This is a genomic window from Calditrichota bacterium, from assembly GCA_020637445.1.
Classification (GTDB): domain Bacteria; phylum Electryoneota; class RPQS01; order RPQS01; family RPQS01; genus JABWCQ01.
The window spans coordinates 395,734-411,679 of the sequence record JACJVZ010000001.1 but is presented as its reverse complement, the minus strand read 5'-3'; the positions used below and the strand labels follow the sequence as shown (position 1 = coordinate 411,679).

General features: G+C 54.6%; 17 protein-coding genes, 1 tRNA gene and 1 other RNA gene. All 19 read right to left on the bottom strand.

Annotation, left to right across the window (positions count from 1 at the left end):
* Nucleotides 1-10: 10 nt before the first annotated feature.
* Nucleotides 11-871, bottom strand: a complete 861-nt coding sequence (locus tag H6507_01525; protein MCB9367780.1) for an MBL fold metallo-hydrolase — start codon at nucleotides 869-871, stop codon at nucleotides 11-13.
* Between the two features lie 18 nt (nucleotides 872-889).
* The gene (locus H6507_01520; GenBank protein MCB9367779.1) at nucleotides 890-2,062 is read right to left on the bottom strand and encodes an acyl-CoA dehydrogenase; all 1,173 of its coding nucleotides are present in this window, start codon (nucleotides 2,060-2,062) and stop codon (nucleotides 890-892) included.
* A gap of 15 nt (nucleotides 2,063-2,077) precedes the next feature.
* Complete coding sequence (locus H6507_01515; GenBank protein ID MCB9367778.1) at nucleotides 2,078-2,266, bottom strand: hypothetical protein; 189 nt, start codon at nucleotides 2,264-2,266, stop codon at nucleotides 2,078-2,080.
* Nucleotides 2,259-3,065 carry a sugar phosphate isomerase/epimerase gene (locus H6507_01510; protein ID MCB9367777.1) on the bottom strand — a complete coding sequence of 269 codons (807 nt, stop codon included), beginning with the start codon at nucleotides 3,063-3,065 and terminating at the stop codon, nucleotides 2,259-2,261. Before H6507_01510 ends, H6507_01515 begins: the two co-directional genes overlap by 8 nt.
* Nucleotides 3,062-3,547 (bottom strand): acetyl-CoA carboxylase biotin carboxyl carrier protein subunit, encoded by a 486-nt coding sequence (locus tag H6507_01505; protein MCB9367776.1) that lies wholly within the window; start codon nucleotides 3,545-3,547, stop codon nucleotides 3,062-3,064. Before H6507_01505 ends, H6507_01510 begins: the two co-directional genes overlap by 4 nt.
* Nucleotides 3,544-5,046 carry an acetyl-CoA carboxylase biotin carboxylase subunit gene (locus H6507_01500; protein ID MCB9367775.1) on the bottom strand — a complete coding sequence of 501 codons (1,503 nt, stop codon included), beginning with the start codon at nucleotides 5,044-5,046 and terminating at the stop codon, nucleotides 3,544-3,546. The genes H6507_01505 and H6507_01500 overlap by 4 nt, the downstream gene beginning before the upstream one ends.
* Complete coding sequence (locus tag H6507_01495; protein ID MCB9367774.1) at nucleotides 5,043-5,825, bottom strand: enoyl-CoA hydratase/isomerase family protein; 783 nt, start codon at nucleotides 5,823-5,825, stop codon at nucleotides 5,043-5,045. Before H6507_01495 ends, H6507_01500 begins: the two co-directional genes overlap by 4 nt.
* On the bottom strand, nucleotides 5,822-6,274 hold the full coding sequence (locus H6507_01490; GenBank protein ID MCB9367773.1) for a hypothetical protein: 453 nt from the start codon (nucleotides 6,272-6,274) through the stop codon (nucleotides 5,822-5,824). The genes H6507_01495 and H6507_01490 overlap by 4 nt, the downstream gene beginning before the upstream one ends.
* Nucleotides 6,275-7,822, bottom strand: coding sequence for a methylcrotonoyl-CoA carboxylase (locus tag H6507_01485; protein MCB9367772.1), 1,548 nt, complete (start codon nucleotides 7,820-7,822; stop codon nucleotides 6,275-6,277).
* A gap of 80 nt (nucleotides 7,823-7,902) precedes the next feature.
* A complete protein-coding gene (locus H6507_01480; GenBank protein MCB9367771.1) occupies nucleotides 7,903-8,760 on the bottom strand; it encodes a DUF4097 family beta strand repeat protein in 858 nt (285 codons plus the stop codon).
* Between the two features lie 14 nt (nucleotides 8,761-8,774).
* A complete protein-coding gene (locus H6507_01475; GenBank protein ID MCB9367770.1) occupies nucleotides 8,775-9,557 on the bottom strand; it encodes a hypothetical protein in 783 nt (260 codons plus the stop codon).
* A complete protein-coding gene (locus H6507_01470; GenBank protein ID MCB9367769.1) occupies nucleotides 9,557-10,030 on the bottom strand; it encodes a hypothetical protein in 474 nt (157 codons plus the stop codon). Before H6507_01470 ends, H6507_01475 begins: the two co-directional genes overlap by 1 nt.
* A complete protein-coding gene (gene recJ, locus H6507_01465; protein MCB9367768.1) occupies nucleotides 10,027-11,724 on the bottom strand; it encodes a single-stranded-DNA-specific exonuclease RecJ in 1,698 nt (565 codons plus the stop codon). The genes H6507_01470 and recJ overlap by 4 nt, the downstream gene beginning before the upstream one ends.
* A gap of 159 nt (nucleotides 11,725-11,883) precedes the next feature.
* Nucleotides 11,884-12,238: RNase P RNA component class A (gene rnpB / locus H6507_01460), an RNA gene on the bottom strand.
* A gap of 36 nt (nucleotides 12,239-12,274) precedes the next feature.
* Nucleotides 12,275-12,796, bottom strand: coding sequence for a ribonuclease HI family protein (locus H6507_01455; protein MCB9367767.1), 522 nt, complete (start codon nucleotides 12,794-12,796; stop codon nucleotides 12,275-12,277).
* 54 nt (nucleotides 12,797-12,850) lie between these two features.
* Entirely contained in the window at nucleotides 12,851-13,594 is a 744-nt protein-coding gene (locus H6507_01450) for a hypothetical protein (GenBank protein ID MCB9367766.1), read from the bottom strand.
* A gap of 202 nt (nucleotides 13,595-13,796) precedes the next feature.
* Nucleotides 13,797-13,869 (bottom strand) — tRNA-Ile (locus H6507_01445).
* Nucleotides 13,870-14,100: 231 nt separating this feature from the next.
* Nucleotides 14,101-14,787, bottom strand: a complete 687-nt coding sequence (locus tag H6507_01440; protein ID MCB9367765.1) for a DUF5020 family protein — start codon at nucleotides 14,785-14,787, stop codon at nucleotides 14,101-14,103.
* 72 nt (nucleotides 14,788-14,859) lie between these two features.
* A complete protein-coding gene (locus H6507_01435; GenBank protein MCB9367764.1) occupies nucleotides 14,860-15,879 on the bottom strand; it encodes an aldo/keto reductase in 1,020 nt (339 codons plus the stop codon).
* Between the last annotated feature and the right edge of the window lie 67 nt (nucleotides 15,880-15,946).

Here is a 15,946-nt window from a genome sequence, read left to right as displayed (position 1 = left end):
TTTTGTGTTCTTATTTTTCAAGGGCGACGTGTTCCAATTTGTACTCGCCCGACGATAACTTTCGGATGTAGCCAGATTTGTTGCGCGGGGCATGAACGAGTATGACAAGGTCTTCGTCCGCCGCCGCGATCTCAAGAAATTTTCTCTTCGCCTCGATCAGCTCGTTCGGATCCTGGTCGTATGACATGCCGCTGTCGAACGGAAGCTGCGCGGCAGTCGGAAGGACGTCGCTTGGGTACATAACACGCGGTCCTTCAGGATATCCGACGCGAACGACCATGTGCCCGGGGCTATGTCCTCCGCTCCAGTGGCAAGTCAGCCACGGAAAGATTACGGCATCCAACTCGCCGATCAACTCAAGTTTGCGCGCTTCCGCAAGCGGCTCAAAGTCGTCCGCGCAGTAGCCGTCATCTCCCTGCACCAGTGCCGCGCGCGCGCCGTCAAGCTCTTTCTCGTGTAAAACATGGCATGCCTTGGGAAACGTCGGTTCAAGCTGTCCGCCAAGATCGTTCGTCGTACAGGCACCCGCATGATCCCAGTGCAAATGGGTTAGAACAACAAGTGTGACGTCTTCCTTTCGGACTCCAAGCTGTTTGAGCTTGGGCAAGACTCTGCGCGGCCAATCGAGATTATAGCTGCGGCGCTCGGCGATGCGTTCTTTGTCGCCCGTGCCCGGGTCGATTAGGACAGTTTGACCTTCACCGCGGATCAATAGCGAATTGAACCCGACTTTGATGCGCGGTTTGTATTGCCCTTTCTTGAGCAAATCGGCATTGCGGCCCTTCGTGACCTTTACAAACGTCTCGGCGCGCAACTCAAACAGCCCGTCGTCAAGAACGTCAATCCGAAGTGTGCCGAGATCAATGTGCATTGGGCACGGAAGATCGGATCAAGCGGTGGCCTGATCCCACTCTTTTAGCAGGGCGCGCGCGATGACGAGACGCTGAATTTCAGACGTGCCCTCGCCAATTTCAGTCAATTTGTTGTCACGGAACATTCTCTCAACCGGGTATTCGCGCACGTAGCCGTAGCCGCCGTGCAGCTGAATGGCTTGCGACGTGACGCGCGCTCCGACTTCGCTCGCATAGAGCTTTGCCATGGCGGCTTCGCGCGAGAAATCTTCACCTGCGTCTTTCTTCTTCGCGGCGTCGAAAATCATGTGGCGCGCGGCTTCAATCTGCACGAGCATATCCGCAAGTTTGAATTGCGTCGCTTGAAAATCGGCGATGCGTTGATCAAAGGCCTTGCGTCCAGTGACGTATTTCAGCGTTTCGATGTATGCGCCTTCAGCAAGGCCTAAGGACATCGATCCAATCGATATTCTGCCGCCGTCAAGCGTGGCCAGCATTTGCTTGAAGCCTTCGCCGGGCCTGCCGAGCAGGTTCGCTTTTGGCACTTTCACGTCGTTAAAGTGCAAGACAACCGTATCCGATCCGCGTACGCCGAGCTTGCGTTCTTTCTTGCCGACGGCGAAGCCGTCCCAATCACGCTCTACGATAAAACAGCTAATTCCGCGCGTTCCTTTGTCCTTCTCGGTCAATGCACTGACCACGTAAGTTTTCGAGTACGAGCCATTCGTACAGTAAACTTTCGTACCGTTCAGAAGATAGTGGTCGCCTTGATCCAGACAGGTCGTTTTGGTCGCACCCGCGTCGCTGCCTGCTTGAGGTTCGGTCAATCCAAACCCGCCCATGTGTTTGCCCGCGCACAAATCGGGAAGGTACTTTTTCTTCTGTTCTTCGGTGCCGAACAGATAGATCGGCCCGCAGCCCAGTGAGATATGCGCGGCAAGTCCCAGCGCCGTGGAACCGCAGACTTTGGCGATTTCTTCAATAGCCAAAGCATACGACGTGTAGTCCATTCCCGCACCGCCGTATTCTTCGGGATAGGGAATGCCCATTAGTCCGAGTTCGCCCATTTCAGCGAAGATCTCTTCGGGGAAGCGCTCGGTTTCATCAATTTCGGCGGCGATAGGCTTGATTTTGTTTTCGGCAAAATCCCGCACCATGTCGCGCAGCATTTTTTGCTCTTCGGTTAGCGGAAGTCGGTCTCCAAGGCTCATCGGAGGGAGTATTCCTTAAGATTCTTCATATAAATTGTCTAACGGATTATCACCCGCCCCCTCGTTGCGGCGGCGGTTGCGTTTCAATTCGTCTTTCAATGCCTGATATTCCTCGGGAGAAATATCCGCGTCGCGAAGCAAGCGCTCGATCTTTTCGATGTCGGCGGGCTTCGACTTCTTGGGTTTCTTGTCTGTACTAGTCATGGCCGGAAATCTGCGAAGCCGCGAGGGAGCGTGTTAAATACTCGTTCGAGGATTTCGCATCATCTAATGAAACTTCAAACGTGACTGACGGACGCGCTCCACGCGCGAGCAAGGGGCCGATCAGCGCGGAAATATTCACCATGCCTTTTCCAAGTCCCCAATGAAGATCGGAAATCCCGTCGTTGTCACTCAAATGCAAATGAACAATCTGTTCCGAAAACTTGTCAATCCAGTCCGTCGGCGGAATCTTTGCAAAACAAGCCGCATGCCCCGTGTCAAAACACATTCCCAAAAACGGATGCTGCACGCGTGAGAAAATCTCCTCGAAAAGCGTCGTATCCGGCTCGTAGGTGTTCTCCATCGCCAACACAATTCCGTTGGAAGCCGCGACGTCAAGCAAATGCGAGAGTTTGCCGCAGAACGTGTCGAGCCATTTCCCACGCGCCGTCGGAGGAAGCTGAGGCAAGAACCCCGTATGGAAAACCATCAAGGGCGAGCCGATAACCCGGGCGGCTTCGATGGCCGCCGCGAGCGATTGGCAGGAATAATCCGCGATGTGTTCGTCGCGGCCCGCAAGCGCAAGATTGTAAAACGGCCCGTGACAGGCAACCGGCAAATGAACTTCGGAAAAATCGTCCGCAAGACCCAGCAAAACGTCCCACTTGATCTTCGGCCACAAATCGCTTGTGGTATTGAAGATCACTTCGATGCCGAGTTCCATTTCGGTCAAGCGCGGAATCGCATCGAGTGCGTCGCGAATACCGACATAGACGAATCGCGGAGTCAGAAGATCGCTCACGCGGACTCCAAATGCACAAGCGGAGCGTCGGCCGAGACCGTCTGACCGACTTTGACGTCGATTGCGGCAACTTTTCCGCCGCGCGGCGCGCGCAGGTTGTGTTCCATCTTCATCGCTTCCAACACGGCAACTATCTGATCCGCTTTCACGTCGTCACCCACGGCCACGTTCAGTTTGATAATCATGCCTGGCATCGGCGCGCGAATATCATCGCTCGCGTTGCGATTGTCGGCGACTTCGGTTTCTTCGAATTCCTGCAATTCATGCACGCGACCGTCAAGCCAAATGAATATCTTGTCTTTTTTCCGTGCAGCAATCGTATTAAAGGTGTAGTCTTCGTTGTCGACACGCACTCGCCTGCCGACCTTCGTCACGTGAAACGTCGTCGTGTCGTCACATGCCGTGATTTCCACGTCCGCCGGTGAATGACGCTTGAACGTGCCGCAGATGTTGTGTCCTGCGATGCGGAAATGTTTCTTCACGAGCCCGCTCCCGCCGTCTTCCAGTCCCCCAAACTTGACCATGGCGTAGGAATCGCTGCCTTGCCGTTTGAGGCGGCACTGCGTTTTACGTCGCGACCCGTTTCATTGGCGGCGGCAAGCATCGCTGCCAGTGCCGCGCGCGTTGGAAGTTTCTCTTCCCACTCTGAAAAGTGATCGGCCAAGAAGTGTGTCGAAATGTTTCCTTTAACGAATTTGGGGTGCGCCAAAACGTCCTGCATATATCCGATGGGTGTGCGCACGCCGAGAATCACATAGTGTTTGAGCGCGTCCCGCATTCTTTGAATCGCCAGTTCCCGGTTTCCAGCGCGGCAGATAACTTTGCTCAAAATCGGATCATAGAAAATCGGCACTTCAAATCCTTCGCGGATTCCCGAGTCGATACGAATTCCCGGTGCGTGCGGTTCCTCGAGCTTCAAAACAGTTCCCGTAGACGGCAAGAAACCGTTTGCGGGATCTTCGGCATAGACTCGGCACTCAATCGCGTGGCCGCGAAACGTGATCTGGTCTTGCGTTTTCGGAAGTTTCTCACCTGCGGCAATGGCGATTTGCCATTGCACCAAGTCCTCACCTGTGACCTGTTCGGTCACTGGATGCTCGACCTGCAAACGAGCGTTGACTTCCAGAAAATAGAACTTGTCACCGTCGAGCAGGAACTCAACTGTCCCTGCGTTGCGATATCCGGCACCCTGCACGATTCGCAATGCCGCCGCGCCCATCTCTTTGCGCAACTCGGGCGTCAGCGCCACGCTCGGCGATTCTTCAATTATTTTTTGGTGCCGGCGTTGAATTGAGCATTCGCGTTCGCCCAGATGCACGGCATTCCCGTGATGATCACAAAAAACTTGGAACTCGATATGGCGGGGATTCTCGATGTATTTTTCGAGATAAACCGCATCATCACCGAATGCAGACTTCGCTTCGCGCTTGGCAGCTTCGAGCGACGTCTCAATTTCTTCCAAACTGCGTACGACCCGCATGCCTTTGCCGCCGCCGCCCGCCGCAGCCTTGATCAGGACGGGAAAACCGATTTTCTCAGCTTCGATTTTCGCCTGCTCGGCGCTTGCATGAGGCAACAACGCGCCCGGAGTCACAGGAACATTGTGGCGAATTGCCAATTCTCGCGATGCGATCTTGTCACCCAAGAGCCCCATCGCTTCCGCAGGAGGTCCGATGAAGATCAAACCGGCAAGCTGCACGGCGTTGGAGAATTTCGGATTCTCGGACAGAAAACCGTACCCCGGATGCACGGCGTCAGCACCGTGTTCCCGCGCTGCGGCAATGACTTTTTCGACGCTCAAATAGCTTTCCGATGCCTGCGACGCGCCGATATGAACGGCTTCATCCGCAATTTCGACATGCAAGGCGTCCCGGTCGGCATCACTGAAAATCGCAACAGTTCGAATCCCAAGTGTCCGTGCCGTGCGCATCACACGCACGGCGATTTCACCGCGGTTGGCAACGAGAATCTTACGAATCACTTCTGAGGACTCCAACTTGGCGCGCGTTTTTCGAGCAGCGCCGCCAGTCCTTCCTGACCTTCGGGACTTACTCGCTGCCGGGCTATCCGGAGAGGTGTGAAGCGACGGGCTTCATCAAGTGTCATGCGCGGGACAACCGACAAGAGATTCTTGGCAACCGTTTGCGCGGTTGGCGCGGCCTTTAGTAGTTCTTCAGTCCATTTTGCAACCGCGTTGTCGAGGTCTTTTTCGGGTACAACCTCGGTCGCCAAACCAATTTGAAGGCACTCTTGGGCTGAAATTCTCCGTCCAGTCAAAAACAGTTCACGTGCCCGGCCTTCGCCGATCTTGCGCAAAACGAAAACGGAAATTGTGGCAGGCACCACCCCAAGCCTGACTTCTGAAAACGCAGTTTGCGCGTCGTCAGCCATTACTACGATGTCCGAGCAGCAAACAAGCCCGGCACCACCGCCGTACGCTCCTCCCTGCACGCGCGCAATAATCGGATGTGTGAATTCGTAAGCCACTCTGAACAAATCAAATATCTTCTCAGCGTCCGCAAGATTGTCGGTCTCGGATACGTCTTTCTGAGACTTCATCCAGTTGGCGTCCGCACCCGCGCAGAATGTTTGCCCTTCGGCATTCAAAATCAACAGACGAATCGAATGATCCGCACTTAGTTCGTGCAGCTTCTCCGTCATTTCGGCAATCATCTCCGCATTGAACGCATTGCGTGCCTTGGGCCGCGCAAGCGTCAACGTGACGACGCCGTCATTATGTTTGACTTTGAGAGTGCTCATTTTGAATTGATTCTTGCCAAGTCTCGCAGTGCCGTCTGCAGTTCGTCCATACGGGCCGTACCGACGACGTATTTGGTTTTCCCGTGATGGATTTCGAGACCTTCACCCCGGCGCATATTATAGTACCACTTGCCCCGGTAACGGTGAATTCCCGTTCCCGCCAAGAACGGTATACTTCGCGGCCCGACGACTGTCAGCTCGCCGGCCGGAATTCGCCGGGTAAAGATGTTTGGACCGAACGAGAATTCGGTCTGGGTTACACGAGTGTAGGTCTTGAGCGTCGCACCAAGCAACGTACTGATGCCAATACCAATTAGAAACATCAGAAGCACAAGCAGCAGCGGCATGGAGTAAAACATCGGTATCACGAAGAACGCGGCCCCCGACGCGAACGCAAGCACGCCGCGAAGCGGGAACTCCTGCGTTTCTTCGAATAACGCCGTCTCCATTTACATGCGGTAGATTCCCGGCTGGTAGTCCGGGACAGGCGCGTTGGCGGACATGGCTATGCCCAACCCCAGCGCGTCCCGGGTTGACAGCGGGTCAAGAATTCCATCATCCCACAAGCGGGATGTCGAAAAATATGGATTACCTTCGCGATCGTATTGCTCAAGAACCGGTCCGCGAATTGCTTCCGCGTCGGCATCCGTGAGCTTTTGACCTTTTGCTTCGAGTTGCTCGCGCTTTACTTGCACCAACACGTCGGCAGCTTGCTGCGCGCCCATCACGTTGATGCGCGAATGCGGCCACATCCAGAGCAGACGCGGACTGTAGCCGCGACCGCACATGGCATAGTTTCCGGCTCCCGCAGACGAGCCGATGATCACTGAGAATTTCGGGACATTGGCACAGGCGACGGCATGCACCATCTTGGCGCCGTCCGAAGCAATTGCGCCGTGCTCGTACTCTTTTCCGACGATGAAGCCCGTGATGTTCTGCAAGAACACCAAAGGGATTTTGCGCAGACAGCAGAGCTCGATGAAGTGCGCGCCTTTCTTTGCGGACTCTCCGAAGAGCACGCCGTTATTTGCGACGATGCCGACGAGGTATCCGTGAATTCTGGCGAAACCGCAGACGAGCGACGTGCCGTAACGGGCTTTGAACTCTTGAAAACGCGAGCCATCGGCGATCCGCGCAATCACTTCTTTCATGTCGAAGGGCTTGCGAATATCGACCGGCACCAAACCCAAAAGTTCCTCGGGATCGTAATGCGGATCTTCCGGAGTTTCGCGGTCGAACTCGAATTTCGGCCGCGGTCCTACGGCTTCGATGATCGAGCGAGCTATCTCGAGTGCGTGGCCATCGTTCTCGGCGAAGTGATCGGCCACTCCGCTAATGCGAGTGTGCACGTCCGCTCCGCCCAAATCTTCCGCCGAGACATCCATTCCGGTTGCGGCCTTCACAAGCGGCGGGCCGCCGATGAAGATCGTTCCCGTGTTCTTGACGATCACGGTCTCATCCGACATCGCCGGAACGTAGGCGCCGCCGGCCGTGCACGATCCCATCACAATGGCAATTTGAGGAATCTTTTTTGCACTCAGATTCGCCTGATTGTAAAAAATTCTGCCGAAGTGGTCACGGTCGGCGAATGTGCCAGCCTGCTCGGGCAGATAGATTCCGCCCGAGTCGACCAGATACACACACGGCAGATGATTCTGCATGGCAACTTCCTGCGCGCGCAGATGCTTCTTGATCGTCATCGGGAAGTAAGTCCCGCCTTTGACGGTTGCATCATTGGCCACGACCAACACTTCACGTCCGTGCACGACTCCAATTCCCGTCACCATTCCGGCGCCGGGAGCTTCATCGTTGTACATGCCGTGTGCCGCCAGCGGACTTAGCTCAAGAAACGGAGTTGACGGATCGAACAAACGGTTCAACCGGTCGCGAACAGGCAGTTTGTCTCGAGAGACGTGCCGGTCGATATGCTGTTTCGGTCCTGCGGCCGGATGCAGCGCCGCCAGCTTTCCGCGCAGCTCATCCACGAGCACGCGCATCGCGGCTGCGTTTTCGGCAAACCCGGGATCACTGGGACGGACGTTGGTAGGAAGTCGCTTCAAGTCGTTAGGGAATTGGGTTACTTTTTCGCCTTGCGGAGATCGATTTCGCCGTTCACGCTGCTTAGATCCACAAGGTATGTGCCTTCATTGACCACGACCTCGAATTCGTCGCCAACGAGTTTGTCAGAGTATTTGCCTTCCCAGTCGGATTCGATGGAACCTCCGGAAAGCGAACTGGCCGAAACCTTCATGTCTGCGTCTTCAGGAAGTGCTAACGTGATTTCGCCATTGGCAGTCGACGCCGAAATATTTCCGGCAAGTGTTTCGCGAACCGTGACTGTGATCTCGCCGTTGGCCGTGCTGAATTCGCAATTGCCGGTAAGTGCGGCAACGTCAATCGTGACTTCGCCGTTGGCGCAAGACGCGTCGACCTGTCCGGTCACGCCGTCTTTTGATGTGAATGCAATTTCACCGTTGGCGCTGGAGAGGTCCGCACTTCCGGTCATGCCCATAGCGTTTATCTCGCCGTTCGCGCAAGACGCGTCAAGGTTCAAACTTTTCGGTGCGTGGATGATAAAGTCGATGTTTGCGCTCACTTCATCCCAATCGAATTTCGAGTCGGGATACTCGGAGTATATCTCGAGCTTGTCTCCGCTGCGCTTAACGACCGGCCTGAAGTCTTTCAAGTACTCTTGACCGTCTTCAAGTTCGTCTGCCTCAATCTTGAGTATGGCCGTCACACTGACCGTGCTGCGGTCTTCTCCGGTCAATTCTATCTCGCCGTTCGTGGCAGAGCAGTCGAGCAGATCCAGTCCTTCGGCAGACTCCTCGAATGTGAGAGTGTCGCGATACACGTAGTCACCGTGTTCTTTCTTGAACTCCGCCGCAAAAAGCTGAGCGACGACGACCAGTGTCAACAAAAAAATGTACTTCATGGGTGCTTCCTTTTCTATCTTGATGTGGGAAGCGGGACCTCTAATCTCGGTTCAACGTCGCTTGCGCGGTCGCGCAAGTTCAAACACATGTTGCCATAGCCCAGCCGCACGAGACTCAGCGGCGGAACTTCATTAGCTCGATAGGCAATTACTTTGTCGCCATCGGCTCCCGAACCACGATACTCGGTGATATTGAAGTCGCCCGAGTATAATTTCAAAACGGATTCCTTGCCGGCAGTTGGCTTGTCTTCCCTGTCATAGTCGAACGTTCCCGGCTTTACGCCGAAGTTGAACGACTTCAGTTCTTCTTTGTTGACACGCCACAGCGCGCGGTACGCGTCGCCCAAAGTTTCCCGGCCCGATAAAACCAGATCAAAATCCACCGAAGGACGGTCGACGTCCAGACTTTTGTAAGTTGCTTGGAACCACGAGGACGGTTTGCCGAGCCACGACACCGAACCCAAATAGACCACCGTTACGTAGGCCTGAACCGGACCGGCCGGACCTGAGACTTCGCGCCACTCGCTGAGCGCATACGTTGCACTCGTGCCCGTCAGTTGATCGTCCAAGAAACCGCGATAAATCAACCGCCGCACCCACGTCAAAGCGTTCGTTTTCAACTCGGATAACTGCTCAAACTCTGAAGGCTCGGGAGCAGTCACCGCGCTATCCACCGCCGCCGAGTCCGTTTCCAATGAATCATCGTTGGCCGTCGGCAGGCTGACCGGGTATTGTGCAAAAGTCGCCGAACACGACAACATTAAAAACAACAACGAGAATATTCTCACAACCAACATTAGAATGTCGCCTTGCGAGTGTTCTTGATCAAGACTTCCGTCATCTTCATCGGCTCGACAGTCACCGCACCTTGTACTCCGTTGCCGTCCCAACCGTTGGCATACCAGCCTTCGCCATCCTGCACGAAGATGCTGTATGTTCCTTCCTTGGCGGGAATCGTAAACATGCCGTCTTCGTCGCTGGTGGTTTCGGCGACCATTTCGCCTTCAACCGTTTCAACCATGGCGCCGGGCAGGCCTTTGACGGGCTGATAGAGTCTGACGATCAGATTCGCGCCGGGCTTGATTTGCTTGTCGCGAGTCTCCGCTTCGATAGGCGGCATGAAGTTGCCTTCCCAAATCTCGATCTTGCCCGTGACTCCGCTGATCGGAGCAGGCGGAGGATCTTGGTTCTTGGCTTCTTTGCGGCCCATTCCCATCAGTCCGGCAGCCAAAATCAACATGGCCACGATTTTCAGGCGGCGAGTGCTCATCGGATATCCTTTATGCGCAACTGCGTCGTTTTGCGGTTCTGATATTCGTTCTCTTCGATCACATAGACCATCTCATAAGACCTGCGTCCGTTCATGAATTTGTCGATGTGATCACCCAAATTGAATCCGATAGCCTCGAACTGAGTGCCGTTTTGAGAGGCCACGAGTTTCAAATGGTTCTGACCTACTATTCGCGGCGGATAGACCGTGCCGAGATCGCGCGAAACGAACGTCGGCCGCGTATTGTGCGGGCCAAACGGCTCGAATCGCTTCAGCGTTTTGACAACTTCCGGCGTAATCTCGTCGAGCTCTATTTCACTCTCGATCTTGACCTTGCGCACCAGATCTTCTTCTGTCATCAGCTCTTTGCAGGCTTCTTCGAAACGCTCCTTGAACGCCGGAATGTTTTCTGCCGGGATTGTCAAACCCGCGGCATACTTGTGTCCGCCGAACTGCTCGAGTAACTCGGAACAGGCTTTCAGCGCATTGAAAATGTCGAAATTCGATACCGATCTCGCTGAACCTTTGCCCATGCCGTTCTCGACGGAAATCATCACGGTCGGACGGTAGAATTTTTCAATCAAGCGCGAGGCGACGATTCCGATGACTCCCGAGTGCCAACCCTCGCGCGAAAGCACGATCGAGTGGCGGTCGTTGGGATTCATGGTGTAGCGAATCTCCTCGAGAGCCTGCGACAAAGTTTCGTTGTCGATCTCTTTGCGGCGGCGGTTTTCTTGTTCCAAGACTTGCGCCACTTCGCGGGCTTGCACTTGATCGCGGGTCGTCAGCAACTGAACGGCGCGCATGGCGCTGCCCATTCTGCCGACGGCGTTGATGCGCGGCGCGATATTGAAAACAATTTGGCCGACGTCGATTTTGCCCCCGCGCACACCGGCGGACTCGATCAAACTCGCCAAACCGACTTCGGGCGCGGCGTTGAGTTTTTCGAGCCCTTCTTTGACCAACACGCGGTTCTCGTCAATCAACGGAACGATGTCCGCCGAAGTGCCGAGCGCAACCAGATCGATATACTTGAAAGCGAACTCGGCGTCAAGGCCGAGGGTCTTCGTGATGCCTTGCGCGAGCTTGAAGGTGACACCGACACCGGCAAGTTCAGAGAACGGATAGCCGGAATCCGCGCACTTGGGATCCAACACCGCGAGCGCCGCCGGAAGTTCGTCGGCCGGTTCGTGGTGATCGGAGATAATCAGTTCGAGTCCGAGTGACTTGGCGTATTCCGCTTCCGACACAGAAGTGATGCCGCAGTCGACCGAAATCACCAACTGCGCGCCCTGCTTCTTGACTTCGTCGAGTCCGGCCTGAGAAATTCCGTAGCCTTCATTTTGGCGGTCGGGAATATAGGCCACGACGTCCCCGCCGAGGTCGCGCAAGAACAGATAGAGCATGGACACGGAAGTAATTCCGTCCACGTCGTAGTCACCGTAGATGGCAATGCGGTCGCGGTTTTGCAGCGCTTCCACGATGCGATCAACGGCTTTTTCCATTCCCGACATCAGGAATGGGTCATAGAGTTGCGCCGGCGAGGGACTAAAAAATCTCTCGACAGCGTCCGGTGTTTCCATCCCGCGGTTCAATAGAATCCGCGCGATTGTGTAAGGTACTTGGGCTTGACGGCTTAGGCGTTCGATCTCCTCATGTGGCCGACTCTCCACCATTTCCCATCTGGGTTGCATGGTTATTCCTGTATTTCATATAAACAAAAATCATTGGGGAAGTAAAACTTGGAAAGAGGAAACAGGAAAGAAGAAACGGAGCATGCAGTTTTCACTGCTTCGACAGTCGATGCCCTGTTTCACTTTTCCTCTTTCACATTTCTTCTTTCCTCTTTTAGAAAATCCGGTTCGCCTGTAAGCCGAATTCTGTACCCTTGCGGGCGGTGATCATCTATCTGGGAGAATGATTACTCATTCCCTCGGGCGGCCTACCCACCGGGTTTTGTGCCGTGCGAGCCGCGCGGACTCCCGGTATACATGGCCTTGCTTCGAGCGGGGTTTTCCCTGCCACTTCCGTTACCGGAAGCGCGGTGCGCTCTTACCGCACCTTTTCACCCTTACCCTTGCGGGCGGTATTTTTTCTGTGGCACTTTCCGTTGCGTTACCACACCCGGCCGTTAGCCGGCGCTCTGCTCTATGAAGTTCGGACTTTCCTCACCTGACCGAAGTCAAGCGCGATCACCCGGCGAACCTTATTGAAAATAGCAATTAGAAAACTGAAAATAGAAAACTACTTCTTTTCTTCGGCATCCAGCGCTTGGTTTACCAACTTGTCCGCGTCTTTGTTTTCTTCTCTGCGGACGTGGCGGATTCTGGGAGTCAGGCCGTTCAGGAGTCGCTTTTTTTGTTGGACTTCCTGATTCAGGTCTTGCAGGCGCGGCTCTTTGATTTTCCACTCGCCCAAGACCTGTTTTACGATCAACTGGCTGTCGCATGCGACGCGCAGGATTTGGGCGCCGCTCTCTTTGATAACGGGATTCGCGGCGCAGACTTCAAGCAGTCTGATCAACGCGCGATACTCGGCCTCGTTGTTTGTGCCGTGGCCGATATAGGTTCCCTCTTCGTAGAGCAGATTGCCCTGATCGTCGTGGATGACCACTCCGATGGCGGCGGGGCCGGGATTGCCGCGAGCGCCGCCGTCAATGTGCGCGTGAAGTTCGATGCTTTTGCTATTCCTCAGATTCCGGCGGCCAGCGTGGACGCTGGACCCAATGCGCTTCGCAAAGGCTTGCCGCGGTGGTGGCGCTTTCAGATTCCGGCGGGGAACCGCGCTGACGCGCTAAATCCCCGCTCGGCGAGTCTATTCTTAGTCGATTTCGGTGTCCGGTGCCACAAAGCGGCCGCAGGCTTCGCAAGCGTAAATATCACGTGCCTGACGGATGATCACCTGCGTTTGCGGGGGAATCAGCGCAAAACAGCCGCCGCACGCCTCACCAACCAGCGTCGCAATGCCGCGTCCGTCCTTGGCGTCGCGGATTCTTTCGTAGTGAGCCAAAAGGCGCGGATTCAACGTCGCGGCGGACTTGGCGCGACGAGCTTCCAGTTCCTTCTCCGCCCCTTCCGTTTCACGCAGCTTGCGCTCAAGCTCCTCTTCGCGGGCAACTTTGTCTTTCCGCAACTGTTCGAGCTCGGCTTGCCTATCTTCCACAAGCTGGACCAGCTCCACCGCGCGCGTCGTATTCGTCGAAATCAACAGTTCAAATTCGCCGATTTCGCGCTTGGCCGTATCCTGCTCGGTCGTGATCGCGTCGTATTCTCGCGTCGTCGTCACGGAATAAAGCTGTTCCTGATACTTCGTGAGCTTCTCACGCGCCACAGCCAGCTTGTGCGACGATTCACCCGTAATCTTCTCGGATTCTTCGCGCTCTTGATCTTTCGCCTCAATGAACGCCTCATACTCCGCTATCTGCTGCGTCAGTGCCTGCACCTGCTCGGGCAGTCCACCACGCTCTTCGGCGATTTCCGCCAATTCCAAATCAATTTCTTGAATCTCTATCAGCGCTTTCAGTGCGCTGCGAATCTGTTCGGGAGTTGCGTCCTGAATGATCACGTCTACTTCGCCTACCTATCTGAAAAAATTTGATTGCCCTATACGAAAAAAGGGTGCGCGAAAGCCTGTGTCCGCACACCCTAATTCAACTGCATTTCCCTGCCCACGCTGCACATGGTGTCAAATCTGATTACTACTAACAGCGTGGTGCGCAAGACAAGGAACTCCATTTTCATCGCTGGAACCGGTGGTCGCCGCGCGGTGGGCCCACCAGGATTCGAACCTGGAACCGACGGATTATGAGTCCGCTGCTCTAACCGTTGAGCTATGAGCCCATGCTCCGCCAGTCGTCCGGAAACCCAAATCGTGGGTCACTTTGCTCGGGCACCGCGACCACCTTTTGTTCACCGAGGCTCCAAACCAGCGTAGACTCTTAATATACAAACCTCCAGTGACTTGTCAAGCCAGCCTAAACCCTTTTCACATATGTTAAGTCATTATTTTTATAGACTTGTGTTTTCTGGGCCGCGTGCGCGAGAGGGCGAGGCATCTGACTTAACACAATGTTAGAAATCGTACCGCACATAAATAGTTGGGTGCAGGTACCATTTGCCCGTTTCGTAGCCGTCTTTTTTGGTGAAGGCGCCCGCAAAATTCCGGGAAATTTCCCACTCCGTCCCGAGGGCCATTTGCCGCCAACGGTACTGGAATTGGGGCTCAGTTTGAATTGAGACAGGCTGGTTTCCGTAATGGTTTGAGTTCCAATCCACGTAGCCAAGGAACTCGAAGGGACTCTTACCTATTGGAACGAACCAAACGCCAGTAAGTTGCCAGCCCAAGTCCGCTGCAAACTCTTGACGGAGTAGCGCCTGCACTTCGAAGACCGCGTTTCCCGACTTAAGTTCCGTCACGGCAATTCCACCCAATAGCGTTCGCGGAATGACCTTGCCGCCCATTTCGTCAAATCCCGTCACGCCATCATTAAACTGGATGGAGGCGTTCAAGTGCCCGAGTTTCCGGATTCTGGTGAGGATAAAGTGACGGGAAATCTCAAAATACGACTGAGTATTCCCGGTTGACGTAAAATCAAGATCTGTGAAGAAAAATGTTGAACCTAATTTGTCCCCGCTCCAAATTTCTGTCGTTGAAGTAAAAATTTCGCGGTCGAAGTCGCGATGGAGCTGTGTGTTGACGTAAGTATCCGCCGCTTGAGAGGCTGAGACAATCAGCAGACAGAAGGCAAGAAGTCGCATATTCCGGTTTTTCCTTTTTGAGTGTTTTTGCGCAGTGAGGTTTTCCGGGACTCGACCGCGCTTGTTATGAAACTAACTCGTATACTCTTGTTTGGTTCTGAGCTTCCGTGCGTTGTCGTGCATCAGAAGTGGAAAGTGTCGATACGGCGGCTTGATAGCGAGCAAGCGCTGGTAGATTTCCTCAGGTAATTCGAGAGCTTCCGCCGCAAGATTGGCTTCAAGTTGTGCAGCCGTTCTAACTCCAATGATCGTTGAGGTCATCCAGTCGGGCTTTAAGGTGAAAGCCACAGCCAGCGTCACGGGAGAAACTCCGAGTTCCCGGGCGATCTTCGTGAATTCGACGGCTCCCCGGTAGTTTGCTTCGGAACCGAAGCGTTCACCCCACCATTTGCCGGAGTCTCCACTGTTGAAGCGTCCGGCGGTGTCTTTGCTGTCGTCGTACTTTCCGGACAACATCCCCCCTGCCAACGGTGACCAGCCAATGATTCCCAAACCTTGATAGGTCGAGGCGGGCACGATGTCCGTCTCGATGTCGCGGGCTAAGGCCGAATACTCGACCTGATGAACAATGAACTTATGCCAATGGTGACACTTTGAAACATTTACAGCTTCGCTGATTTGCCAACCCGAGTAGTCGCTGGCGCCGATGTACCGGACTTTGCCTTGCTCAACCAAGGTATTGAGTGCGCCGAGGGTTTCTTCGAGCGGAGTCAGCGGATCCCAAATGTGAATGTAGTAAAGATCAATGTAATCCGTTTTCAGTCTGCGAAGACTCGCTTCACAGGCTTCAATCAAATGTTTTCGAGAGGCTCCGCAGTGGTTCGGCCCATCCTCGACGGCCCAGAACCCTTTGGTCGCCAGCACAACATCCTTGCGGCGCGCACCGAGTAAGTTCCCGAGGTATGTTTCGGAATCGCCTTTCGCGTAGATATCTGCTGAATCAATAAAATTGTTTCCGGCTCCGAGATAGGCATCGATAATCTTGCCGGCTTCGCTCTGATCGCAGCCATATTCAGGGTGACCGAACGTCATCGTTCCCAGACTGACCCGCGAGACGCGCAGCCCACTGTTTCCTAACTTCACTAAACTCACAACACTCTCCTTTCAGATAATCTGATAAGATAATTCGACTTCGGTTGAGAAGCAATTGGGAGGTGCC